The 25,377-nt window shown below is 36.8% G+C and carries 21 protein-coding genes and 2 pseudogenes; 16 read left to right on the top strand and 7 right to left on the bottom strand.

What is annotated here, in order from left to right; all coding sequences use genetic code 11:
• Positions 1 to 308: 308 nt before the first annotated feature.
• Complete coding sequence (locus tag VIG73_RS00385) at positions 309 to 656, bottom strand: hypothetical protein (RefSeq protein WP_331638223.1); 348 nt, start codon at positions 654 to 656, stop codon at positions 309 to 311.
• 129 nt (positions 657 to 785) lie between these two features.
• Between VIG73_RS00385 and VIG73_RS00380 the strand changes: the two genes are divergently transcribed.
• Positions 786 to 2,180: a SpoVR family protein gene (locus VIG73_RS00380; protein ID WP_331638221.1), complete on the top strand. Its 1,395-nt coding sequence runs from the start codon at positions 786 to 788 to the stop codon at positions 2,178 to 2,180.
• A gap of 169 nt (positions 2,181 to 2,349) precedes the next feature.
• On the opposite strand, the gene VIG73_RS00375 is transcribed toward VIG73_RS00380, so the two are convergent.
• On the bottom strand, positions 2,350 to 2,979 hold the full coding sequence (locus VIG73_RS00375; protein ID WP_331638219.1) for a peptidylprolyl isomerase: 630 nt from the start codon (positions 2,977 to 2,979) through the stop codon (positions 2,350 to 2,352).
• A 215-nt stretch (positions 2,980 to 3,194) separates the two neighbouring features.
• Between VIG73_RS00375 and VIG73_RS00370 the strand changes: the two genes are divergently transcribed.
• From VIG73_RS00370 to VIG73_RS00360, 3 genes are all read left to right on the top strand, one after another.
• Positions 3,195 to 4,361 carry a TraB/GumN family protein gene (locus VIG73_RS00370; RefSeq protein ID WP_331638515.1) on the top strand — a complete coding sequence of 389 codons (1,167 nt, stop codon included), beginning with the start codon at positions 3,195 to 3,197 and terminating at the stop codon, positions 4,359 to 4,361.
• 232 nt (positions 4,362 to 4,593) lie between these two features.
• Positions 4,594 to 5,019, top strand: coding sequence for a DUF5392 family protein (locus tag VIG73_RS00365; RefSeq protein WP_331638217.1), 426 nt, complete (start codon positions 4,594 to 4,596; stop codon positions 5,017 to 5,019).
• Between the two features lie 465 nt (positions 5,020 to 5,484).
• Entirely contained in the window at positions 5,485 to 6,747 is a 1,263-nt protein-coding gene (locus tag VIG73_RS00360) for an MFS transporter (RefSeq protein ID WP_331638215.1), read from the top strand.
• Between the two features lie 254 nt (positions 6,748 to 7,001).
• Here VIG73_RS00360 and VIG73_RS00355 read toward each other — a convergent pair whose 3' ends face one another.
• Both VIG73_RS00355 and VIG73_RS00350 read right to left on the bottom strand, forming a co-directional pair.
• Positions 7,002 to 7,613 (bottom strand): hypothetical protein, encoded by a 612-nt coding sequence (locus VIG73_RS00355; protein WP_331638213.1) that lies wholly within the window; start codon positions 7,611 to 7,613, stop codon positions 7,002 to 7,004.
• A gap of 246 nt (positions 7,614 to 7,859) precedes the next feature.
• Positions 7,860 to 8,222: a DUF2089 domain-containing protein gene (locus VIG73_RS00350; protein ID WP_331638211.1), complete on the bottom strand. Its 363-nt coding sequence runs from the start codon at positions 8,220 to 8,222 to the stop codon at positions 7,860 to 7,862.
• A gap of 228 nt (positions 8,223 to 8,450) precedes the next feature.
• Between VIG73_RS00350 and VIG73_RS00345 the strand changes: the two are divergent.
• From VIG73_RS00345 to VIG73_RS00310, 8 genes and pseudogenes are all read left to right on the top strand, one after another.
• Positions 8,451 to 8,600 (top strand): annotated as a pseudogene (locus VIG73_RS00345) (transposase); the annotation flags it as partial.
• A gap of 15 nt (positions 8,601 to 8,615) precedes the next feature.
• Positions 8,616 to 8,810, top strand: a pseudogene (locus tag VIG73_RS00340) (helix-turn-helix domain-containing protein); the annotation flags it as partial.
• A 253-nt stretch (positions 8,811 to 9,063) separates the two neighbouring features.
• Positions 9,064 to 10,944: a molecular chaperone HtpG gene (gene htpG, locus VIG73_RS00335; protein ID WP_331638209.1), complete on the top strand. Its 1,881-nt coding sequence runs from the start codon at positions 9,064 to 9,066 to the stop codon at positions 10,942 to 10,944.
• 432 nt (positions 10,945 to 11,376) lie between these two features.
• The gene (locus tag VIG73_RS00330) at positions 11,377 to 11,922 is read left to right on the top strand and encodes a biotin transporter BioY (protein WP_331638513.1); all 546 of its coding nucleotides are present in this window, start codon (positions 11,377 to 11,379) and stop codon (positions 11,920 to 11,922) included.
• The gene (gene bioB, locus VIG73_RS00325; protein WP_331638207.1) at positions 11,922 to 12,929 is read left to right on the top strand and encodes a biotin synthase BioB; all 1,008 of its coding nucleotides are present in this window, start codon (positions 11,922 to 11,924) and stop codon (positions 12,927 to 12,929) included. Before VIG73_RS00330 ends, bioB begins: the two co-directional genes overlap by 1 nt.
• Before the next feature lie 410 nt (positions 12,930 to 13,339).
• The gene (cyoE, locus tag VIG73_RS00320; protein WP_331638205.1) at positions 13,340 to 14,242 is read left to right on the top strand and encodes a heme o synthase; all 903 of its coding nucleotides are present in this window, start codon (positions 13,340 to 13,342) and stop codon (positions 14,240 to 14,242) included.
• 177 nt (positions 14,243 to 14,419) lie between these two features.
• Positions 14,420 to 16,144, top strand: coding sequence for a methyl-accepting chemotaxis protein (locus VIG73_RS00315; RefSeq protein ID WP_331638203.1), 1,725 nt, complete (start codon positions 14,420 to 14,422; stop codon positions 16,142 to 16,144).
• A gap of 222 nt (positions 16,145 to 16,366) precedes the next feature.
• A complete protein-coding gene (locus tag VIG73_RS00310) occupies positions 16,367 to 17,722 on the top strand; it encodes a sodium-dependent transporter (protein ID WP_331638201.1) in 1,356 nt (451 codons plus the stop codon).
• 51 nt (positions 17,723 to 17,773) lie between these two features.
• Here the strand turns inward: VIG73_RS00310 and VIG73_RS00305 are convergent, their stop codons facing one another.
• From VIG73_RS00305 to VIG73_RS00295, 3 genes are all read right to left on the bottom strand, one after another.
• Positions 17,774 to 18,799: a DUF916 and DUF3324 domain-containing protein gene (locus tag VIG73_RS00305; protein ID WP_331638199.1), complete on the bottom strand. Its 1,026-nt coding sequence runs from the start codon at positions 18,797 to 18,799 to the stop codon at positions 17,774 to 17,776.
• Between the two features lie 65 nt (positions 18,800 to 18,864).
• A complete protein-coding gene (locus VIG73_RS00300; protein ID WP_331638197.1) occupies positions 18,865 to 19,560 on the bottom strand; it encodes a WxL domain-containing protein in 696 nt (231 codons plus the stop codon).
• Positions 19,561 to 19,599: 39 nt separating this feature from the next.
• Positions 19,600 to 20,871 (bottom strand): Ig-like domain-containing protein, encoded by a 1,272-nt coding sequence (locus tag VIG73_RS00295; RefSeq protein WP_331638195.1) that lies wholly within the window; start codon positions 20,869 to 20,871, stop codon positions 19,600 to 19,602.
• Between the two features lie 417 nt (positions 20,872 to 21,288).
• Here VIG73_RS00295 and VIG73_RS00290 point away from each other — a divergent pair, with 417 nt between their 5' ends.
• The 4 genes from VIG73_RS00290 to pstB all read left to right on the top strand — a co-directional run bounded on the left by VIG73_RS00290 (position 21,289) and on the right by pstB (position 25,122).
• Positions 21,289 to 22,305, top strand: a complete 1,017-nt coding sequence (locus tag VIG73_RS00290) for a PstS family phosphate ABC transporter substrate-binding protein (protein WP_331638193.1) — start codon at positions 21,289 to 21,291, stop codon at positions 22,303 to 22,305.
• A gap of 107 nt (positions 22,306 to 22,412) precedes the next feature.
• The gene (gene pstC, locus VIG73_RS00285) at positions 22,413 to 23,354 is read left to right on the top strand and encodes a phosphate ABC transporter permease subunit PstC (RefSeq protein ID WP_331638191.1); all 942 of its coding nucleotides are present in this window, start codon (positions 22,413 to 22,415) and stop codon (positions 23,352 to 23,354) included.
• A gap of 22 nt (positions 23,355 to 23,376) precedes the next feature.
• The gene (gene pstA, locus VIG73_RS00280) at positions 23,377 to 24,261 is read left to right on the top strand and encodes a phosphate ABC transporter permease PstA (RefSeq protein ID WP_331638189.1); all 885 of its coding nucleotides are present in this window, start codon (positions 23,377 to 23,379) and stop codon (positions 24,259 to 24,261) included.
• Positions 24,262 to 24,282: 21 nt separating this feature from the next.
• The gene (gene pstB / locus VIG73_RS00275; RefSeq protein WP_331638187.1) at positions 24,283 to 25,122 is read left to right on the top strand and encodes a phosphate ABC transporter ATP-binding protein PstB; all 840 of its coding nucleotides are present in this window, start codon (positions 24,283 to 24,285) and stop codon (positions 25,120 to 25,122) included.
• Positions 25,123 to 25,377: the final 255 nt, after the last annotated feature.

The following is a 25,377-nucleotide window of genomic DNA, read 5'->3' as shown; positions in this document are numbered from 1 at the left end:
TCTGCCTTAATTCTGCTTTATTTACATTTTATAATGAAAGTAAGCTAGAAAGAGGCTAGCTGATTATGAATGAAAAATTCATAGTTTATTCACAAAATCAGATTAAATCCCTAATATTTATTGTTGTTTTATGTTATAATATAACATAAGTTAACTAACAAAAGCACATTATTCTAATTTGTGTGGGAATGTTCTCCCAAATTATTCGTAACTCCCTATACGAAAATTGTTGTCTTCTAAGTTCCCTTGAATATTCCTTACACATACCTTGTCTAAGTAAAAAACCCTCTCGTCCATGCGAGGGTTTTTTACTGTTTTAGGATTAACTTATATACGGCCCGATCATTTGTGATGGTCAGTTCATTTCCCTTTTTTTCATAGAGGGTGGTTGGCTCTAAAGGGATATCATACACTTCTTCTGGTAAAGTAGCCGACATCAATTCCCCTTGAACACTCCCCGGTCCATTCAGTTTTAAGGTATATCGTGATTCATAATCATCAAGGTTATGAAGATTTCTTTCGTAATGAGTCGATTGTAAAAATAAATCAACTTGATTATGCTGGTTTGTTTCGATTTTTTCAATGCGAATTTCGTTTCCTGCCCAATTTTGTAATACGTCATGAAATTCTTCGATAGATATAAAGGGAGAGGCCAATATCAATTCTCCTTTAGCTCATTATTTTATTTTAGTTTCTCCGATTGATTTAAAATCATACTTTGGCAGTTCAAAATTCAAGACATCTTTCATAAGCTGTATAAAGAACAAATGGAGGGATTGTCTTTTATGAAGGATTTAGAACGTGCTATTCATGATATTACGGAAATTGCAAAAGGATTTGGGCTTGATTTCTTTCCGATGCGTTATGAAATTTGTCCAGCAGACATTATTTATACATTTGGGGCATACGGGATGCCGACCCGGTTTACTCATTGGAGTTTTGGCAAACAATTTCATAAAATGAAATTGCAGTATGATTTAGGACTTAGTCAAATATATGAACTCGTCATTAATTCGAATCCATGCTATGCCTTTTTATTGGATACGAATACATTGATCCAAAATAAGATGATTGTCGCACATGTGTTGGCGCACTCTGACTTTTTTAAAAATAATGTTCGTTTTTCCAATACGAGGCGAGATATGGTCGATAGTATGACGGCAACAGCTGAACGAATTGCCCATTATGAGCATGTATATGGTTATGATGTCGTAGAGGAATTTTTAGATGCAGTGTTAGCGGTTCAGGAACATATTGACCCTTCGCTTGTGCGCACGTCATTAGATGATGAAGAGGAAGGACAGCAAGATCATATACGAGCAACACCTTATGATGATTTATGGTACTTGAATGAGCCAAGACAAAATAAAACTACTAAATTAGGTGATGGGCGAAGAAAAATTCCTAAACGTCCAGAGAAGGACCTGTTACTTTTTCTTATTGAGCATAGCCAAGAATTGACAGATTGGCAACGAGATATTTTAACGATGATGCGTGAAGAAATGCTTTATTTTTGGCCACAACTGGAAACGAAAATCATGAATGAAGGATGGGCATCATATTGGCATCAACGGATTTTGCGTGAGATGGATCTGAGTCCAGCTGAAACAGTGGAGTTTGCTAAATTAAATGCGAATGTGATTCAGCCATCGAAAACACATGTGAACCCATATTATTTAGGCTTGAAAATATTTGAAGACATAGAGCAGCGTTACAATCATCCAACTAAAGAGATGATAGCATATGGCGTTCAACCCAATTCCGGACGTGACAAAATATTTGAAGTGCGTGAATTAGAATCAGACATATCATTTATTCGTAATTATTTAACGAAGGAGTTAGTTCAGAAGGAGGATCTCTATTTATTTGAAAAGCAAGGGTCCGTATATCAAATCACAGATAAAGACTATGAGAATATTCGTAACCAATTAGTTTCTTTACGTGTGAATGGTGGTTTTCCGTATATCACAGTAGAGGATGGCGATTATTTACGGAATGGAGAGCTCTACTTAAAGCATCGTTACGAAGGCACTGAACTCGATATTCCTTATTTAGAAAATGTGCTACCCTATATTTATCAGTTGTGGGGAAGAGTTATTCATCTAGAAACATATCTAGAAGAGAGACCACTCCGTTTTACATACAATGGAAAAACGGTGATGCGAACGGCTTTATCGTAAAAGGTATAGCACTCTATTTTGATAAAATGCGGTCGTATTGGGTCTTTCAAAACCATCTTAAATCATGTAGGAATTATAGGACAGAGCACATTAGACCCTTCAATGTGCTCTAATCTCATAAAGTCATAAGGTATCGGGACGTATTGAAGCTAATAACATACCTACCTGATTATTTCTTCTTCGGTTCCGGGAATGTATTTCCCTTTTTATCGATTGTGATGGTTTTTATCTTTTGATCCTCAAATGGTTTATCCATTTCATCCCGCTCCGCTTGAACAATCTGATCAACAACATCCATACCATCAATGACTTTACCAAAAGCGGCATATTCTCCATCAAGATGTGTTGCGTTATCAGTCATAATAAAGAATTGTGACCCGGCTGAATCCGGATGAGTGCTACGTGCCATCGATACAACACCACGTACATGCTCGAGCTCATTTTCGAAACCATTCGATGAAAATTCTCCTTCAATTGCATAGCCTGGTCCACCAGTCCCATTTCCATTAGGATCTCCGCCTTGGATCATGAAGCCTGGAATAACGCGGTGGAAAATCAATCCATCATAGAACTTATTCTCAACGAGTGAAATAAAGTTATGGACGGTATTCGAAGCAACTTCAGGATACAACTCCATCACAATTTTTCCGCCGTCTTCCATTGTAATGGTGGCGACTGGATTGTCACCATTAAACTCTGAGTCGGCTTGTACATCTTTTTCTTTAGCGCCACCCCCACAAGCAGTAAGGACGGTAAATACAAAAAATAATCCAATGAACATAAATATAAGACGCTTCATCATTCATTCTCTCCCTTCTTTCCATATTATAAGGCTTTTAAAATGAATAGTAGTTATTTTTGATGATGGAAGAAAGCGTTGTGTAACATCATTTAAATAAAAGTCCTTTATAATAAATAAATCTGAAAACTTGACTGATTTTTTATTAAAAAATCATCCATTCCTCTGCATTTATGATAGTATAAGTGATAAGACTTTCTATGAAGGAGTATTTGATTGTGAATGAGAACATTACTAGGATTCACCTAGATGATAAAGAATATATTTTAATTGGAACCGCTCATGTGTCTAAACAAAGCGCGGAACAAGTGAAAGAAGTCATTGAAGAAGAACAGCCAGATTCCGTTTGCGTTGAATTAGATGAGCAGCGCTATCAATCGATTACTAATAAAAACAAGTGGAAAGAGATGGATATTTTCCAGATTATAAGAGATAAAAAAGCTACATTATTATTAATGAATTTAGCGATCTCTTCTTTTCAGCGTCGAGTAGCTAAACAATTCGGAATTAGCCCAGGTCAAGAAATGATTCAGGGGATTGAATCTGCAGAAAAGATAGATGCTGAACTTGTCCTAGCGGATCGAAATATCCAAATCACGTTTAATCGTATTTGGCGTAATTTAGGATGGAAAGGTAAAGCATTACTTCTTACACAAGTGATTGCAGGTATTTTCAGTAAGGAAACGATTTCTGAGGAAGAATTGGAAAAGATGAAGTCACGAGATATGATTGATTCGATGCTTGAGGATTTTACGGAAAACTTCCCTCGTTTAAAAGAGCCATTAATCGATGAACGTGACCAATATTTAGCACAAAAAATAAAAGATGCTCCCGGTAACAAAGTCGTAGCTGTTCTCGGCGCAGCACATGTACCGGGTATTACGAAAGAAATCCGTCAAGAACATGACCTTGAACAATTAACAAAGATTCCACCTAAATCAAACATACCTAAAATCATCGGTTGGTCGATTCCAATCATCATATTAGGTATTATCGTTTACACATTTTTAGCGAACCCATCAGCTGGTTGGCAACAAACACTTAGCTGGGTTTTATGGAATGGGTCTTTATCGGCGGTTGGTACCGCCCTTGCATTCGGTCATCCGCTTGCTATTTTAACGGCTTTTATTGCGGCACCATTAACATCGCTAAATCCGCTATTAGCGGCCGGTTGGTTTGCAGGATTTGTGCAAGCATACTTTAGACGTCCGAATGTGAATGATTTTGAAAATCTATCCGAAGATGTTTTCAGTATAAAGGGATTTTGGAATAATAAAGTCACGCGTGTTCTTCTTGTCGTGGTTCTTGCAAACTTAGGTAGTTCCCTTGGTACAATTATTGGTGGAGCCGATGTCATTCGTTTGTTCTTTCAAAATGTATAACAAATGGTGTGATGCATTCTTTGTACTTGACAAAATGAGTATGATACAATAAAGGTATAAAATGAGGGTTTTAAATGTGATATCACGAGACCTTTGCCACTTGTGTAAAGATCTCGTTTTTTACTCAAAATGGAGAATATTTATGTGTTCATTAGGGAATAATAGGTGAGTGAACTTATAAAGTCATAGTTTACTATAGTTAGCGTAAAATAGATAGAAGGGAAGTGATGACATGAACGTATTTATGACAAAAATGCCAAGTTTTATTAGAAGGGAAATTGAACAACTACAAAGAATCATTGGACCTGTAGCGAAAAAAGCATCGAAATATACATTATGGTCATTCCCGCTTATTATTATTTCTGTTGTAAACCTTGTCTTTCTATTATTCATCCTCCCTGAAGAGTATCGTAACACATTTACACTGATTCTCTTTGCGGCGATTGGAGCCTTTGGATTGGCTTTGTCGAAAGAAGCCAAACATCAAAAAAGAGAGATTCATAAGTTAAGTACAGATTATATGATTAAACGAATTAAAAAAAGTGAAATCGTTTCACAAAGCTCGCAAAATCGATATATTCGGTTAATCAAAGAACAACCCATTAATATGATGCATCACTTTGTTAAATTCTTAGAAGAAGAAAAAAGACAAGAATAGTATGAGCGTCCAATAAGCCATAGTGACTTATTGGATGCTTTTTTTTTAGGTTTATGGGAGGCTGAGCAATGAAGTGAGTATTTCAATGCGCTAAGAGTTCATCAGTATCGTTTCAGTTATATCACATAGAAGTGCCCCATATGCCATAAGTCACTCCCAGATAATGCGGTTAGATCTAATTGAAATGTCCAATGTTTTTGCATTACGTAGAATCAGTCAATGATTAAGAGCGAGGTTTTCCTACCACTCTAGTAATATTGGTCAGAATGTGTTGGCTGCTTTAGTTAATAGACGTTTTAGATTCTCCCCTCCTATTAAAACATATGAAATAATTATTCCTATCTGTAAGATCGTATTTATTTACATTTTCACAAATTAAGTCTAATATATTTAGGGTATCGAAATAATATTTTGAACAAAAAAATGATTTACTCTCACTTCAATATTTAAAGGCAGGGAATTAACTTGACGTTCATTCATGAATGGGCACGACAGTTTAAGTCATATAATAAAAATGTGAAATTAGCGATCTGGGCCAATGTCTTTTCTCAAATTGGCCTTGGCATGTTCATGGTTATTTATAATTTCTATATTCGTGCTCTTGGCTTAACTCAAGATGTTAACGGTCAAATCATTTCGTTGACCGCATTAGCGACGGCAATCATTCTAGTGCCAGCAGGGATTCTAAGTGATCGGCTCGGTCGGAAAAAAGTTATGGCATTCGGTGTTTTTTTGTCAGGCATTGTTCTTGTTTTACGAAGCATGGTTGAGCCACAGTCGCTTTTGTTGGTAACGGGATTTGCCACGGGATTATTTACGGCTTTTTTACAAGTTTCATCGATTCCATGGCTAGCAGAAAACTCATCACCAAAACAACGTGTCCATTTATTTAGTTTACATTCAGCGTTGATGATGGTTGCTAACGTGTTAGGCAGTATCGTTGGCGGTTTGTTAACAGATATTTTTTCAATGATGACTAGCGAACTTTTAAGTATTCGATATACATTATTTGTTGGAAGTTTTCTTTATTTGCTCGCTTTCTTTCCAATTATTAAAATGACTGAAAAAAAGAGAGAACAACCAGCCGTTCAGAAATCAGAAAAGAAGCGTCGATCAATCAAACAGTTTGTACAGAAGAATCAAACAGGACTCAAAATCATTGGTTTCTTTGCGGTTGCGCAATTAATAATTGGCTCAGGAAGTGGGCTCGTTATTCCGTATTTAAACCTCTATTTTGCTGACCGTTTTGAAGTATCGAACACGATGATAGGTGTCATTATTTCTCTCGGGCAAGCGGCAACAGCGGTAGCGATGTTTATCGGTCCACAAGTCGTGAAGAAACTAGGCGAGGTTCGTGCAGTCGTGACATTACAATTGTTGTCATTGCCATTTCTGCTTTTAACAGCTTACACACAAAATTTCTTATTAGCGAGCATTGGTTTTTTATTTCGGCAGGCTTTGATGAATGCTGGTAATCCAATCCAAGCCTCACTCGTCATGTCAAAGGTTAATGATTCGATTAAAGGATTAGCTAATTCAGTTAATCAAATGGTCTTTCAACTTGGTTGGGCTTTTATGGGACCAATCTCAACTTCAATCGTTTTACGCTATGGATCCTACTGGGGTTATGCACACGTCTTTACAATAACAGCCGGTTTGTATCTCATCGGATCTCTATACTTTTACTTTGTTTTCCGCTCACTATCATCAACAGATGAAGCCAAATAAAAAAGAGTAGCATGACGCTACTCTTAATTAGTTATATTTCCCTTCTTTTTATCTATTCTTATGGCAAGTTTATAAATGGAGTAGATACCTACAGCTATGCTGACTGTAACAATGACACCGATGACTAAGTTATAGCCAAAGAATTCCTCGAATACGTTGTTGATAAAAATGCTCAGACCACAGATAATGAGTGTTAATACAAAGTATTGAAGCGAATCTTTCACACATTCACCACCTTATCTATTCCGATTCATTTAACGTTTAAATGCACATTTGGTCGCGAACCATCCCATTTCTACAATTAAGACTGCTACACTCAGACGAAGTCCTGCTCGGGCTGCAGCTTTGACGAGAAGTTTTGCTGCCTTTTGATATTGTTTGTTCTTAATATAGTTTAAGATTGCTCCAGTGAAGAATGCTTTTATGACACTACCATATGCTTTGGCAAATTCATTCTTAATACAACCAAAGTAGCTGTTCAGTTCAATATCATTATATCCACTTTCGTATGAAATGTTGCTTAAATGATTAGGAAGACCAATTCTATGTGAGAAATCATTTGGGGTTACTTCGATACTGTTTTGATTGACAAATTCAATGAAAGCAACGACTTTTTCTACGTTTTGATATCCAAACCGTTCGCCAATTGCTTCTTTGTCTATATCGACATACACTCCGTTAACATTCTTTGAAGCCTCTTCAAATAGAAATTCAAAGTCTTCAGCAGTCTCGTCAACGAATGCTTGCTCTTCTTTGATGTGATTACTAGATGCAGAAACAGGGGTAGAAGCTATGAAAAAACTGGAAAAGCCTAGTACCAAAGCCATAAAACCTGACAGCCAACGTATCCATAATCTTTTCCTCATGTCATCCCTCCTAAACCTATTTTTGTATCAATACATGTATATTCGGATATTTCGGAAAATATTACAAAAAAGTATTTATGTATGATACGATATGTCATAGATTATGGATCCGAGGATACTTCTTTTCCAACATATATGCTCGATATCTGGTTATGTTGTGATGTGGATTGGATGGACGCTCAGCACCGAGCATATATACTATATATCATACTGTCTCAGGGTTGAAAAGTCTATAAAAATCAATTCCTATTCTTTCAATAATTCGATGGCTTCATCTGGAGAGATTTCGCCCTTTTCGAGCATTGAAACAACTTTTTCTTTACTAACATCACTTGGCGTATTTATTTCATAACCAAGAATTGAAATAATGTTTTTAAGTTTGTTTCGAACAGTGGGATATGAAATGCCTAATTCTTTTTCAACGACTTTAATATTCCCACGATTAACGAGGAAGGCTTCAATAAAACGTAGTTGCTCTTCATCCAGTAAAGAGAACTTTGATAAGGTAAATGCATTTTCGACCGTCGTTTGACATGTGTTACATTTTAATTTTGTGGCGATTAATGTTCCGCTACATACCGGACATTCCGATAATATAGGATATTCCATAACGAAATAGACCTCCAATAATAATAGAAAAAATGTTATAAATATTTATCTGCATTTCGACAGAATCCTCCCTCTTCCATGGTGCGAAGGGCTTTAGCCCAACGATAAGGGGGAGATGAATGTCGATTAGGCGATAGCCTAAAGACGTTTTGTTGTCCGCTTTATACCTTGTTGATATAATCAGTCTTATATAAGAGAAAGGCTAATGTTGTTATCAACGCTTATTAAAGTGCAAGTTCTCGTTTGATAAAACGTGACTTCCCATAAATAAGAAAAAAGTTATGGAAAGAAATGTTTTGGTCGAGAAGTTTTTGCTTACTCACGACTGGTGAAGCTCCACTCAACGTCGTTGAAGAGTACATTGAAAGTCAAGGTCAAAGTAAGGTGAAAACAATGTTAGTCAACAAAGCGTACAAATTCCGTATCTATCGAACCAAAGAACAGGAAATCTTAATTGCTAAAACAATCGGATGTAGTCGTTTTGTATTTAATCACTTTTTAGGGAAATGGAACGATACATACAAAGAAACTGGCAAAGGATTAACTTACCATTCTTGTTCGGCTGAATTAACACAATTAAAAAAGGAATCTCCCACATCAAACAACCCGAAAAGGTGTTATGTGGTGAGTAGTTCAAGTGTGACTTTACATTACGTAGTTATTTAATTTATTTTAACATAAAAATGAATGACTTGCTTAAAATAATGAAGTTTTTCTAACACGATGAAGAGACACTTCCTTTGACACGCTTCGCGAGATATGATAAAAAAATAATGGGATTATCACTCTTTACATGAGAGTGCTAATATAAACATACTAAACGTTGAAGGGAAGGAATATAATGACAAAAAAGCAATTCCAAGCCGAGTCAAAACGTCTATTAGAAATGATGATTAACTCCATTTACTCGCAAAAGGAAGTTTTTCTTCGCGAATTAATCTCTAATGCGAGTGATGCCATTGATAAAATTTACTATAAAACGTTAACAGATGACACTTTAACATTCGATCGCTCTAAATACTACATAAAATTAGAAGCCGATAAAGAAAATCGGACATTGAGCATAATCGACACAGGGATAGGTATGACCAAAGAAGAGCTTGAAACAAACCTTGGTACGATAGCTAAAAGTGGTTCCCTATCATTTAAAAAGGCTAATGAAATCGATGATGAATATGATATTATTGGTCAATTTGGGGTAGGGTTTTATGCTGCTTTTATGGTTGCAGATGTTGTCACGGTTAAGAGCCGTGCATTAGGTAGTGATGAGGCTTATAAATGGGAATCTTCTGGTGCGGATGGATATACAATTGAACCTTGTGAAAAAGAGGCTGTCGGAACAGAAATTATTTTAGAACTTAAAGAAAATCAAGACGAAGAAGATTATGACCAATTTCTTGAGGAATATCGCATAAAGGACATTGTGAAGAAGTACTCTGATTTTATTCGCTACCCTATTAAGATGGATGTAACGAAAAGTAAGCCAAAAGATGACGACAGTGATGAATATGTTGAGTATACTGAAGAAGAAACGATCAATAGCATGGTACCCATTTGGCGAAAAAATCAAAATGAATTAACAGACGAGGACTACGTAAATTTCTATAATGAAAAACGCTATGGCTTTGATAAACCTTTAAAACATATCCATATTAAAGCTGATGGAACGATTCGCTATGATGCGATTCTTTACATTCCAGAAACAACGCCGTTCGATTACTATACAGCTGAGTATGAAAAAGGCCTTGAACTTTATGCCAATAGTGTCTTAATCATGGACAAGAACGGGGACCTAATCCCAGATTACTTTAGTTTTGTTAAAGGGATGGTCGATTCAAAAGATTTATCATTAAATATATCCCGAGAAATGTTACAACATGATCGCCAATTAAAGTTAATTGAAAAGAATATCACGCGCCGAATTAAACGGGAATTATTAAAGATGTTACGTAATGATCGCGAGACATATGAAAAGTTCTATGACGCTTTTGGTCGTCAATTGAAATACGGGGTCTATAGCGATTTTGGTGCTCATAAAGAGACATTACAAGATTTGCTATTATTCTATTCGTCAACTGAGAAGAAATTGGTTAGCTTAGAAGAATATGTGGAAAGAATGCCAGAAGATCAGAAGTATATTTACTATGCGACTGGTGAATCAAACGAGCGTATTGAAAAGCTCCCACAAACGGAATTAGTTGCCGATAAAGGGTATGAAATTTTATATTTCACAGATGAAGTTGATGAATTTGCCATCAAGATGCTCGCAACATATAAAGAAAAAGAATTCCGCTCAGTATCAAGTGGTGATTTAGGCATTGATATGGAAGAGGAAGATAAGAAAGCCAAACAAGAAGCAGATGAAAACAAAGACCTCTTCGCTGAAATGAAGAAAATCCTTGATGGAAAAGTAAAAGATGTCCGTGTGTCTAAACGATTAAAAACACATCCTGTTTGCTTGGCTGCTGATGGGGATATTTCATTAGAAATGGAAAAAGTTCTCAATGCCATGCCAAATAATCAACAAATTGAAGCAGAAAAGATACTCGAAATTAACCCCGATCATGATGTATACCGATCATTAAAGAGCTCATTTGAAAAGGATAAAGAAAAATTCGCTCTATATACTAACTTATTATATAACCAAGCCTTACTCATCGAAGGTATGCCAATTAAAGATCCAGTCGAATTTTCCAATGATATTTGTAAAGTGATGAATTAACTTTAAAAACGCCCACCACATGTCATGCTGTGATGGGCGTTTTATTTAGCAGTTATTGTTTATCCATGATTTTCTCTAAATCGTCTAGCATTAAATTAGCAGCGATTACGCCACCTGCTGTATTCCAAATGTTATCGTTAACTTTATGAATATTTCCTGCTTTAACAACATTTGGGACTCCCCTTTGTATACCTCATGGGCGTGGCCGCTGTATTTTACAGAAATAACATATTTATTTTTTTAAAGAGACTATGAGAAACAAGTCTCTTTTTTTGTCACTCATTATATGTTAACCAATAAAATGTCAGGTTGACAAACGGTGAGAATATCATTTATTCTATAAGAAATAGAAACAATGGGGTGATTAATTTGAATTCTACAACAGTAGGAACGAAAAGTCGTTTTAGAGCATTAGACATCGCTTACATTGGGATGTTCTCAGCGCTCATGATGATTGGTGCTAATATTACATCATTTGCGCCATTTATGGTTGTTGGAGGAGTGCCGATTACACTTCAAGCATTTTTTGCGATATTAGCAGGTGTTATTTTAGGTAGTCGCTTAGGTGCTATTTCAATGGCGGTATATGCCTTTGTCGGCTTAGCTGGTGCGCCTGTTTTTGCACGTTTTACAGGAGGATTTGCTCAGTTGATGAGCCCGACGTTTGGATTTATTATCGCATTTATTTTTACAGCATATTTAACCGGTAAAATCGTTGAAGTATACAGTAGCCGCACGGCCTATATTACAGCGGCGCTCATTGCGACAGTGATTATTTATATTTTTGGAACGAATTGGATGTACTTTGCTTATCAAATTTGGGCAGTTGCACCACCTGAATTTACATATAAGTTAGCTTGGCTTTGGATGATGGCTCCACTACCAAAAGATATTATTCTTGCTATCTTCGCGGGTGTGTTTGGTTATCGGATGCGACATATCATTAATAAAACGTCGCAGAATAGGAGTGGAAAATAATGAATGTATATGGCCAATTAGCGGACAAAGTGCTTAATGGAGAAGAAATAACGGATGCAGAAGCATTATCGGTTTTGGATAGTCCAGATGAAGATCTGTTACCACTTCTTCATGCAGCTTATCAAGTACGTAAACATTATTTCGGCAATAAAGTAAAATTAAATATGATCATTAATACAAAATCAGGGCTTTGTCCTGAAAACTGCGGCTATTGTGCACAATCAATTGTATCAAAAGCGCCGATTGAGAAATACCCACTTCTTGATCAGAATGAAATTGTCGCTGGTGCACAGCGTGCCAAAGACTTAAATGTTGGCACATATTGTATCGTGATGAGTGGAAGAGGTCCAACACATCATGAATTAGATGTTGTTGTTGACTCTGTAAAAGAAATTAAAGATAAGCATGCAGATATGACTGTTTGTGCTTGTTTAGGAATTTTAAAACCAGGACAGGCTGAGCGCTTAAAAGAGGCAGGAGTCGATCGCTACAACCATAATATTAATACATCAAAGAACAATCACGAGAACATTACGACATCACATACGTATGATGACCGCGTCAGAACGGTCGATTATGCAAAAAGTATGGGAATCTCACCGTGCTCTGGTGTCATTATCGGAATGAAGGAAAAGAAAGCAGATGTCATCGATATGGCTCGGAGTTTGAAAGTGATGGACGCTGATTCCATACCAGTAAACTTCTTGCATGCCATTGATGGAACACCATTAGAAGGTACAAATGAGCTCGATCCACGTTATTGTTTGAAAGTACTCTGTCTTTTCCGTTTTATTAATCCAACGAAGGAGATTCGTATTTCTGGAGGGCGGGAAGTTAATTTACGGAGTTTACAACCGTTTGGACTTTTCCCAGCAAACTCCATCTTTATAGGAGATTACTTAACGACTGAAGGGGCCGAACGTAACTACGACTATCAAATGATGGAAGATCTCGGATTTGAGATTGATATGGAACCGTTAAACACCGAAAGAGCAACTGCCCATTAAAGAGAGGTGGGATGAAACTCGATAAAAATTTAAAAAGCGCATGAAATCAAGGTTTTTACATTTGATTTCATGCGCTTTTACTTTTTAGAAATAAACATGCTTTATAGTTCTTTTACTGTCCCAGGCTCACTTTTTTACCTGTGTTAAAGTGACACCATAAAGCGAGCTAAGTAGCGGGGTTCGGTTGACTTATCTATCATTGACGTGTTCAAAGTGAGGTAACCGGAGCAAGCCGCACTGACTTACCTACCATTGCCCACTCCAATACGATACCTATTTAAAAATAACGGTGACATATTATTAAATACGACCTTTCTTGACAACCATACCATGTAATATATACTCTAGTAAGTGTCTCATTTGGGAGTTGACAACAATTTTTTATTACTAAGTAAGGGAGAAGACGCGACGTGCGTAAGGAAGAACAAGTAACAACTTATCAAATCTTGGCCCAAACGATTAAAACGGGAATCATTAAATCAAACTTAATCCCCATGGTTGCCGGATTCACATTAGCACTTTATACATATAACGTGGGATATTCTGAGAAATTACCAGAATTTATTTTTGCCCTCATTGGTACCGCACTCGTCATTGGTGCAGCGGGAGCTTTTAATAATTTATATGACCGCGACATTGACAATATTATGCAACGGACGAAAAAAAGGCCGACTGTAACAGGGGAGATTAAACCTAAAGCAGTGTTGTGGCTTGGCATTGTGATGGCTGTAATCGGAATCGGTGTTCTTCTATTAACAACGCCACTAGCAGCTATCCTAGGATTTTTAGGCTTGTTTTTTTATGTTTTTCCATACACGATGTGGACGAAGCGATCAACCGTTTATAATACAGAAGTTGGTAGTATCTCAGGATCGATGCCTGTACTGATTGGTTGGGCTGCTGTTCACCAAGATATTACCCATCCTGCTATTTTAGGTCTTTTTGTTATTTCCGTTATCTGGCAAATGCCCCACTTTTATTCGATTGCCATTCGGAAACACGAAGAATACAAAGCTGCCAATGTCCCGATGTATCCAGTTGTTAAAGGGATTAAAAAGACATATATTCGCACAAATATTTATTTAGTCTTATTAATTGCAACTAGTTTCTTGTTTAAATCGCTTAGTCTTGGACTCATGTTAGTAGCACTTATTTTAAATGTATCATGGCTTATATTAAGCATTGTTGGTTACCAAAAAATGGACTCAGAAAAATGGGCTAAATCAATGTTTATCTATTCCCTACTTCATATGACGATTCTTTTTTCAACAGTTATTATTTACGCGTTGATTGGCATATTTTTTAAATTGTAAAAGGTGGAAAGAGAGCTATCGCTCTACTTTCCACTTTTTTAACTAAAGCCAACATTTATTAATCAAAAAGTCCCTTCATCCTATTAATTATTAAGTAAAACTTTACCTTAAATTTACAATATCTTAATGGTTGATTGGTAAAATTTAACGTGAGGTAGTACTTAAGGGGGAGAAAGTGTGGCCAGACAGACTAAAGATAAGCCAAAATACCTAAAAACATCATTACATAAAAAACTTCTAGAAAAAATGAGTTTGCAAACACGTTTGTTAATCCTGTTTATTTCACTTCTCGTTATTTCTGTCGTTCTTGTAGGAATCATTTCATATGAGAAATCGAGCACAATGACGGTAGAAAAGATAGAAAATCGTTTACAACGTGAAGTCGAATTAATGGACCAGATTGCGAGTAATTTAAAGTTTTTATATGTTGGTGACGATGCCTACTTTATGCAACAGTTAGAAATAAGCATTCGTTCACAAAGAGAGCAATTAAAAAAAGAGGGTATGGCATCGGATTATTTTTATATTGAAAATGGACAGGCCACGCCGTTTGAGCTGAGTAAAAAGACATTACCTGATATTCCGAAACAAATCATAGATACGATTGTTAAGAAGGAAAGTGGTATCCTTCATGAACGCTTAGGTGAAGAGGACTATACATTAGCCTTCCGTCCACTTCACGATATGGAAGGTATTTATGTGCTTCTTGTACCAACAATGGCCTATATGAGTGAAGTCAACGGTATAGCAACATTTATTATGTGGTTAACGGTCGGGCTTATCATCATGTCCACTGTGATTATCATTTTATTTGTAAGAAGTATGACGACACCACTGACTAAATTACGTCATATGATGCGTCATGTTCGTGAGGGTAAACTAGATGACCCAGAAGACATTCAGACAACGATTCCTGAAATAACATCATTACATAAAAGTTACCGGGCTGCTATTCACCATATGCGTAGTATGCTCCAACAAGTCAAAGCAACGACAGCACAGCTGAAAGTAACGGGGGATCGATTGCAAGATTCATCGGAAATTACGTTAGCATCAAGTGGTGATTTAGTAGATGCTGTTCATCTCGTTAAAGAAGGAGCTGAACAAACGGCGAGTAGTTCTGAAACGAATATTGAATCATTTAATACCCTAAAGGAAAAGGTATCAGCCATTCAAACTGATATGGGTATCGTAGCAATGAGTCGGGAAAATTTAGTTCATTCTGCCAGACGAGGTGAAAAAAGTACGTCAACATTAATTCAAATGGTCGATTCATTTGAAAGTGAATTTAATCATTTGACGATGATTATTAAACAGGTAGAAGATAGTATGGATTCGATTGGGAAATTTACAGGAACGATTCAGGAAATCGCTGAACAAACAAATTTATTATCGCTAAATGCAGCCATTGAAGCGGCACGGGCAGGAGAAAAGGGCAAAGGTTTTGCTGTTGTGGCGAACGAGGTAAGAAAGCTTGCTGATCAATCAAAACAAGCTGCAGAAAAAATAACGCGTTCTATTAATCATTTAAGAGAAACATCCCATACGGCAAGCCATGAATTTGATAGCATGCTAGCACGTACGAAAGAAACGTTGTCTATGTCGAATCAATCAAAAGAGTCTATTGATGAAATGATGGCAGGTATTTCGAAAATGGATGAAAATATCACAAGTATCGAGACAAGAATGAATGAATTTCATAAGATTATTCCAGAACTAGAGCGTGTGACACATAGCTTCTCCTCTGTCTCACAAGAAACCTTAGCTAGTGTGGAAGAGATGCTCGCAAGTGGGGATACACAAATGAAACAGATTCAAGGAACACATGAAATTGGATTAAAGTTATTAACCTTAGCCGAATCCTTAAATGAACATACGAATCGTTTTGTGATAAATCGATAGAATTTGGGAGCAATCCAAGAAACCATTTTGGTTTTTTGGATGCTCTTTTTTTATGTGGAACTTGTGGGATCGTTCATTGAATATAATTTATCTATGCCTGCCACCTTATATCTCAAAAACACAATAACGTAGTAACATACGTTGACAACTTCATCACATTAAAAGATAATAGAGGATAATTCTTTTTAACTAAACGACAATTATCAGAAAGGAGTAACGGCATTGAGTCAACGTGAACAATTTGCAACAAGATTAGGTTTTATTTTAACAACGGCGGGATCTGCTATCGGCCTCGGTGCAATATGGAAATTCCCTTATGTGGCTGGGCAAAATGGAGGGGGCGCCTTCTTTTTTATTTTTATCTTTTTTACGTTTGTTTTGGCACTTCCACTTATGATGGCGGAGTTTGCGATTGGGAGAACGGCTGGCGCTGATGCCGTTACTTCCTTTAAAAAAATAGCTCCAGGAACGAAATGGTATGGGGTTGGAATCTTGGGAATGGTTACAACATTTATCCTTCTATCATTTTATAGTGTCATTGGTGGTTGGATTATTACGTATTTAGGTAAAATCTTAACTGGTGAACTTGCCGATTTACAATCAGATGAGTATGCACTATTATTTCAAAAAACGATAGAAAATCCATGGTTGAGTTTATCGCTTCAGCTCATATTTATCTTGATTACGATTATTGTTGTCGGGCATGGGATTCAAAATGGAATCGAACGAGCCTCAAAAATCATGATGCCTGCCTTAGCGATTTTATTTCTGATTCTCGTCATTCGATCTGTTACCCTGGATGGGGCGGCAAAAGGAATGGCTTTCTTATTTCAGCCTGATTTTTCAAAGCTCACATCAAAAGCTGTGCTCGATGCGATGGGACAATCCTTTTTCACCTTGAGCATTGGCGTATCCGTCATGATTACGTATAGTTCTTACTTACCAAAAACAACGAACCTCCCGCGTTCAGCAATGTCGGTAGTCAGTATGAATCTGTTAATCGTTATTTTAGCGGGTCTTTCAATATTTCCAGCAGTGTTTTCATTCGGGCTAAATCCAGATGCAGGCCCTGTTCTCTTATTTAATGTGTTACCAACAATTTTTGGCCAATTACCATTTGGGATGTTATTCTTTGCTGCGTTTTTAATCGTGTTTTTATTCGCAGCCTTAACGAGTGCTTTTTCAATGTTGGAAATTATCGTATCCGTTCTTTCGAAAGGTCATCAAGATAAACGAAAAAGGTATGCCTGGATTGTGGGAATTGCCATTTTTATCTTCGGTATTCCTTCTGCATTGTCATATGGAGTATTAAGTGATGTGACAGTTTTTGGTAAATCCTTCTTCGATCTAGCCGATTATGCAGTAAGTAATGTACTCATGCCACTTGGTTCATTATCAATTGCGATTTTTGTTTCATGGAAAATGGAAAAATCTGCACTATATGAAGAATTAAAAAAAGGAAGCCAGCTGAAAAAGAGGATATTCCAAGCTTGGTATTATATTCTTCGTTATGTAGCCCCCGTTTTGATTGTAATCGTTATGCTCGATGTACTTGGTGTTTGGGAAAAAATACTTTAATACAACGATAAATCCTCGACCCCTTATTGTAGGGAGGAGGATTTTAATCTATTAAGAGCGTTTTTTTAACTGATTATTTTCCTTCTTTAGTTTAATTAAAATGATGAATAAAATGATAATGACTATGCTTAAACCGATGATCATATATATCGTCATGTCTTTGTTGTCTTGAACAGCTCCCTTATTTAGTTGTTTTGCTTCTGCTTTAGCGATTTCAAAAGCCTCTTCCCACTTCCACTCTTGTTTCCCATTACTTGCATGCAGGATGAGTGTGTAAGTACCTGGGTGAAATTTGTTATGATTCCAGTCCATAACAAACTCCATAGTAGAATTTGGAGCCATACGATAATCCTTCACATGCTGTTCATGAACAACTTGTCCTCTAGCATCAAGAACTTTCGCATCTATCTTTAAATGATCAATGATGACGGGATGCCTGTTTTGAATAGGTGCGATGATTGCATGGCGGTAATTAACAAGGCTTGGTTCTACTGATTTTAAATGAAGCTCTGGTTTCATATTTCGGTTTGTTTCTGTTAGTTTTAGCCCAATAACATAAGCATATTTATTAGTAATTTGTACGGAATCATCCTTTGTTTCCTTTTCGTCAACGTTTTTTTCAAAATAAATGCCACCTAAAATAACCCCATCAAATGGATCTGTAGGCATATTCAAATAAACAGGGACGACTCTTGTTTGACCAGCAGGAACAGAGACTTTATCTTCTTTGAGCTTAGCGATTTCTGTCATTGGATATAATAAAGTATCGTCTAATTTTGGATTAAGATTTGTATAATCAATTAAGCCGTTCCGATTTGTGACGGCATTTGTAATATGGCAATTTATTTCTATCGGTTCATTTGTACTGTTAAAGATTTCGATATAAAGTGTTTGTTTTTGTTTCGGCTTCATTTTTAAATCAAAATAGGTTTGATTTTTATCGATTTGGTTGTCAGGAATAATAGCTCTCACCGAGTAGCCAACAGAATTATCCTTAGCAAAAACAGGGATGATTGAGTATCCAATCGAACAGAAAACAAGAATAATAGCTATACATATTTTAATAAGTTGTTGCATCATACTCCCCCCTTACTTTTAGCATCAGTAAAAAAGCCCGTTCTTCAAACGGGCGAGTTATTAAATTAGGGTGCATCAGACAATGTCCATGTCAAGGTCGATTTATACACGCCTTCTTTTGCTACGCCTCCAGGTATTGTTAATGTCACTTTGTGATTTAACGGTTCTCCTTTTGCGCACCATTTTGTAACCCAAGAACCTCGTCCTTCGTTTTCACTAGCAGAAACAACTTTACTAGCTGTTAGTCCATCTGTAGCTAAATCAAATGTTTCCGGAATAGGCGCAATATACTGGTTATCGGTACTTGATAGACATTCTCCACCTGTAAAGTGTAACATCGCTCCTTTTAAAGCAGTTGTTGTCCTATCATCGAAAAATGGTGTTGCTTTTACTTCAACTTGCCAGCCTGTTGCATTTCCACGTTTATCTGTTACTTGGATAAATGGGGTAATTGTCGTTGATTGATATTCCTCTTCTTTTAGTGATAGTTTGTGATTACCAAATGCAATAGACGATACATAATCTAAACTTAATGGGCCGGCATGACCTGTTGCACCGTCATCATCGGGGTCTGGAATATACGGTTCATCAGGATTATCGGGATCAAGAATATCTGGAATATCGGTGTCTTCTTCAAATGTAATGGTTGCTTTTGATGTACCTGTTGATTGAGAAGCCGCGTCAGCGGACATAACTAAAGCAGGTAAGCATGGTGACATGATGAGCAGAATGATAACAATTAAATATTTATCAATTCTCATGATAAATTCCTCCTCTTTATCCTTAAATGGTTTGTAAAACTAAGGTGTATTCTCTAATGTCCAGTGGATCGTCGTAGAGTACTCTTGATCTGGTAAAGCATGAGACGGATTAACTTTCAATAGAATACCTTCGCTTTTTTTCCAGGTAACTGTCATCTCATTGTTTTCACCAGTTATACCCTCATAAATTAATACACCATCCTGCAAATAATACTCTTTGCTATCTTTTCTATATATTAGTGCATTCGGATTAAGCTGAAGTCCATTTTTGGTAGATAGCGGATTAGGAGCTTTCGCCGTAATCTTCCACTTCGCTCCCTGGCCACGCGTATCTTTAACTTGTACAGACCAATAATCATCTTGTCGTGGAATAAGTACCTCCTGAAGTTGAATCTTTGTTTTTTTAAAAGGTAATGTTTCAGGAACAGTTAATTCAAGTCTGACTCCTTTTACGACGATGGTGGCAGGTTGACTTTCATTACCAAAGCTATCCGTTACTGTAACTGAAATAGATGATTGAGCTTGCTGAATTGGAATTTGCACAGTGAAGTGACCCTGCTCATCCACTTTCCCTGTATAGCTGTTACCATCTTCTGTATAAACAGTTGCCGTCGTCTTTGGTTCTCCCACCCCAGTTACAACTGTATCTTTGTCCGTTACTTCATGAACAGTAGGAGCGTCAGGGAATTTGCTTGTTTCAAGTTGGGCAGAATCCCCTTCAGATATTAAAATTTCTAAATTAATGAGTGCATCTTTGGCAGCAAGCCCATAAAAGGTAAGTATCCTATCACGCTGAGGTGGTAAAGAAGAAATGCCTAGTTGATCTAAGTCAATCGTTAATGCGGCAGATAATGAAGAAACGAGTGATAAGTTTAGAACAGATGTTTTCTCTCCTGTTACCATCCCTAATGAAGGATCGACTACTAATGAGCTGCCTTTGATTGTCCCTTTAATTGGTAAAAGCCCTAATAATAGTGGAATCCGATAGTTAATCTGTGCTGCTTCCTTGAAGTGCGGGTGTTCCAATGCAAATTTAAGTTCGTCAGAGAGCTTGAATACAAATTTTTGCTTATTAATTAGGCCCAATTGTAGTATAGGAGTTCCTGTTAGTGTTAATTTGAGTTTTCCATTTTCATAACGAGCAGTTAATTTTTGATTTTCTAGCAAACTTATATTAGCGGCAGCTAGCGCTTTATGTTTATTTACAGATGGGGTAACAGTTGGATTAGAGCTAAGTGATAGTGAGAATGGTAAAAGAAGAAAACATAAAATAATGGTGACCATCATTAAGTTTTGCAGTCGTTTATTCATATGATTCCCTCACAATTTTTATTTAATGAGGTGAGTTAAATGAACTTCCTATCTTTATTATAACGGGCCAAAACGCTTGCAACAATAGGTTTGGCACTACTTTAACGAAGATGTCAGCATTCATAAATTTGACATTTCTATTTATTAAAAATTGCATGAACTATATATTGTTAGGAATGTTTATAGTCCTAAAGAACTATTGGTTTCTACTTATTATGTTATTTAAGAATCATTAATTAGCATCTGTATTGAACGCTAAGACGCGTGACTTATATCACTATTCATCCATCTCTTTCCTAAATTTACACAACCTTTACAATCGCTTTATACTTCCTTAATACTTCTTCTCTATACTTGAACTTGAAGGAGAGAGGCCTTCGAAAGACATATTTCCTAATAAAAAGGGAGGACATTTTAATGAAGTTGAAAAACATTTTCATGGCCTTGATGATTGCTGTATTAGCAATTGCACTTGTTGCTTGTCAAGGAGACTCAGAGAAAGAAAAAGAAGGGGAAGACAAGAGCAACACAGAACAAAAAGATAATGAGAATAATAAAGAAGAAAATAAAGAAGCAGCTGCCGACTTAGAAGGCAGTGTCGTCATCGATGGTTCTGGAACAGTTTATCCATTAATGGCGAAATTAGCTGAAGAATATATGAGTAACGAACAATCAGGTGTATCAGTAGAAGTTAGCCGTGCTGGTACAAGCGCAGGATTTAAAAAATTCTTAGTTGAAGACGGAACAGATTTTAACGACGCTTCTCGTCAAATTAAAGACGAAGAGAAAGCAGAAGCTGACAAGCTTGGTTTGGAAGTTAAAGAATTAAAGGTAGCACTTGACGGACTTACTTTTGTTATTAATAAGGAAAATGACTGGGCGACTGAAATGACAGCTGAAGATTTGAAGAAGATTTTCCTTGCTGACGGTGGCGTAACAAAATGGTCTGATATTAACTCAGATTGGCCAGATGAAAAAATCAACACATACGGACCAAATGAAAACCATGGAACATATGAATTTTTCTATGAAAATATTTTAGAAGAAAAAGATTTAGTAGATGATGTTGATTTACAACAAGAATATCCAACGCTTGTAAAAATGATTGAAGAAGATAAAAACGGAATTGCATTCTTCGGATTTGGTTACTATGTAAATAACACAGATAAACTACAAGCAGTAAGCGTTGACTTTGGTAATGGAGCCGTTGAACCTTCACTTGATACAATCGCTGAAGATGGTGACTATGCAGATTTCACACGTCCAGTATTTACTTACTTAAACGTGGATAATGCAAAAGAAAAACCACAAGTTCTTGATTATGCGATTTATGTTATGAACAATATCAATAACTTTGCTGGAGAAACTGGTTTCGCGCCTATTCCAGATGCTGAAGTTGAAGAAAGTGTTTCATTCCTAGAAGGTCTAAAGTAATTTACAGACAAGCATATAATCATACAAGATGAGGACAATTTACCGTTCTCATCTTGTTCCTTTAATTAGTATAGGTTGGAAATCATTGGTTTGAAAGGAAACTTATTATGCAGACAAATAATGAGCCTGTTGATGTACAGAAATTGATTGCTAAAAAGAAACAATCCAAGAATCTATTTCTTAAACTAGAAAAAGCCATCCCAGTTTTATTGTTTCTCATTGCAAGCATTTCAGTATTGACGACAATTGGGATTATATATACGTTGTTTTCAGAGACAATTGAGTTTTTTAAAGAAGTGTCTATCGTAGAATTCTTTACAGGAACGGTCCTTAAACCGCTAAGCCAAGACCCCAAGTTTGGTGTTCTACCATTAATCATGGGAACCCTGACTTCAACCGTGATTGCGATGTTCGTAGCTGCACCGATTGGGTTAATGACAGCTATTTACTTAAGTGAATTTGCCTCTGATCGTATTCGAAAAACATTTAAACCACTGCTTGAGATCTTAGCAGGTATTCCGACAATCGTATACGGGTTCTTTGCATTCACTTTTGTTACACCATTGCTAAAACATATTATTCCGGGACTTGAAACAACAAACATTCTAAGTCCAGGGATTGTTATGGGAATTATGATTATCCCTATGATTGCTTCGCTCTCTGAAGACGCGATGAGTTCTGTTCCAAATACAATGCGTGAAGGCGCGTTAGCACTTGGAGCAACTAAATTAGAAGTAGCGACACGTGTTGTTATTCCAGCTGCTTTTTCTGGAATTGTCGCTTCATTTGTTCTCGCAATTTCAAGAGCAATCGGTGAAACAATGATTGTTACGATCGCTAGCGGAAGCTCCAAAAATTTCACATTCGATCTTACTCAATCCATGCAAACGATGACCGCCTATATTGTAGAAGTAACAGGCGGAGATGCTCCAGCAGGATCGACCATTTATTACAGTTTATACGCTGTTGCGATGACATTATTTGTCTTTACATTACTCATGAATCTACTTGCTCGTTATGTCTCACGTAAGTTTAAGGAAGAGTATTGATATGACCCAGGAGGAATTTAAAATGAAGTATATAGATGCCGCACAAGTGCATAAACGCATGAGTATCCGGTTGTTTATTAATACACTTGCTAAAATAATTTTCTTCCTATCAACGATTTTCGGCCTTGTCGTTTTAGGAATCCTAATCTACCGTGTTTTTTCTGATGGAGTTAGTTGGATTAATATGGACTTTCTAACAGGGAAATTGTCGACTGATCCAGAAAAGGCTGGGATTTTAGGGGCGATTCTCGGAACGTTATGGCTAATGATTGTTGTGGCACCGGTAACGATGTTTCTCGGCGTCGGGACGGCAATCTACCTCGAATTATATGCTAAAAAAGGTAAATTCCAAGCGTTTATTCAAACAAACATTGCGAACTTGGCAGGTGTACCATCCATTGTTTATGGGATTTTAGGGATGACGGTTTTCGTCCGTGCATTAGACATGGGAAACATCGTTCTTGCTGGGGGATTAACTATGTCTCTACTCATTCTTCCAATTACAATCGTTGCCAGTCAAGAAGCGATTCGGGCGGTACCCCACCATTTAGGTGAGGCATCATATGGGATGGGAGCAACGAAATGGCAAACGATTAAAAACATTATTTTACCAGCAGCCCTTCCTGGCATTTTAACAGGAGCGATTTTGTCTTTGTCACGGGCTATTGGTGAAACAGCACCACTTGTTGTAATCGGAATTCCAGCTTTACTCATTCCGTTTCCAGGCAGTATTTTTGATAAATTTACTGTCTTACCGATGCAAATTTATTATTGGACACTAGATTCATCTTTAGTTGAAGAATATGCATATCTCGCATCAGCGACAATCATTATCTTATTACTTGTCCTTCTTTTATTAAATACAACGGCTATTGTGATTCGAAATAAGTTTCAAAAACGTTATTAATTATGAAAAGGAGTGTTTCTCATGGCAGGTGTAATGACAGCTATTCCACGCCCAGAAGTTAAAAAACGGGCAAATATTGAAGTGTTAAGAACACCAGGACAAGAGAAAGAAGTTGTTTTCGATACACAAAATTTAAATTTGTGGTACGGCGAGAAACAGGCGTTAAAGGATATTAATCTTGATATTCGTGAAGAAGAGGTCACAGCGATTATTGGACCGTCTGGATGTGGAAAATCGACGTATTTAAAGACATTGAATCGAATGGTAGAACTTGTTCCTTCAGTTCGAACAACAGGGGCTATCCATTATAAAGGAAAAAGTATTTTTGATAAATCTTTACAAGTTGAAGAGTTACGTACACAAGTCGGAATGGTTTTCCAAAAACCGAACCCATTTCCAAAATCAATCTATGAAAATATTGCCTATGGGCCTAAAATTCATGGGATCCGCAATAAAATGATTCTCGATGAAATTGTTGAAAAGAGTCTTAGAGGCGCATATATATGGGATGAAGTAAAAGATCGCCTTCACGACAATGCTTACGGTTTATCCGGTGGTCAGCAACAACGACTCTGTATTGCAAGATGTCTTGCAATCGAACCTGATGTTATCTTAATGGATGAACCGACATCAGCGCTTGACCCGAAATCAACTTTGAAAGTTGAAGAATTGATTCGTGAGCTAAAGAATGATTATGCGATTGTAATTGTAACGCATAATATGCAACAAGCATCACGGATTTCAGATCGAACAGCATTCTTCCTTGATGGAGAAGTGGTTGAATATGATCGTACAGATGTGATTTTTAATGAACCGACTGATCAACGGACAGAAGATTATATTAATGGACGATTTGGTTAAGTTGTTTCCTGTTACCCCTTTGTATTTTAATATAGATGAAAAAAGACTGTTCCCTAGTGGAGCAGTCTTTTTTGTTGAAAATGAGCGGCGTAGGTCTGAAACCGCGCGACCCCCTGCTATAGTACCTATATAGTAGACAATTTTAGAAAACCGCACAACCCAGATTGTATTATGATAGATAATAGGGATTAGGGGGAGTGGTTTATAAAATGAGTAAAAAAAAGAGATATGCATTTGAATTAAAGAAGCAAGTTG

Source organism: Cerasibacillus sp. (genome assembly GCF_036516575.1).
Classification (GTDB): domain Bacteria; phylum Bacillota; class Bacilli; order Bacillales; family Amphibacillaceae; genus Cerasibacillus.
This window is presented reverse-complemented; position numbering and strand designations above follow the sequence as displayed.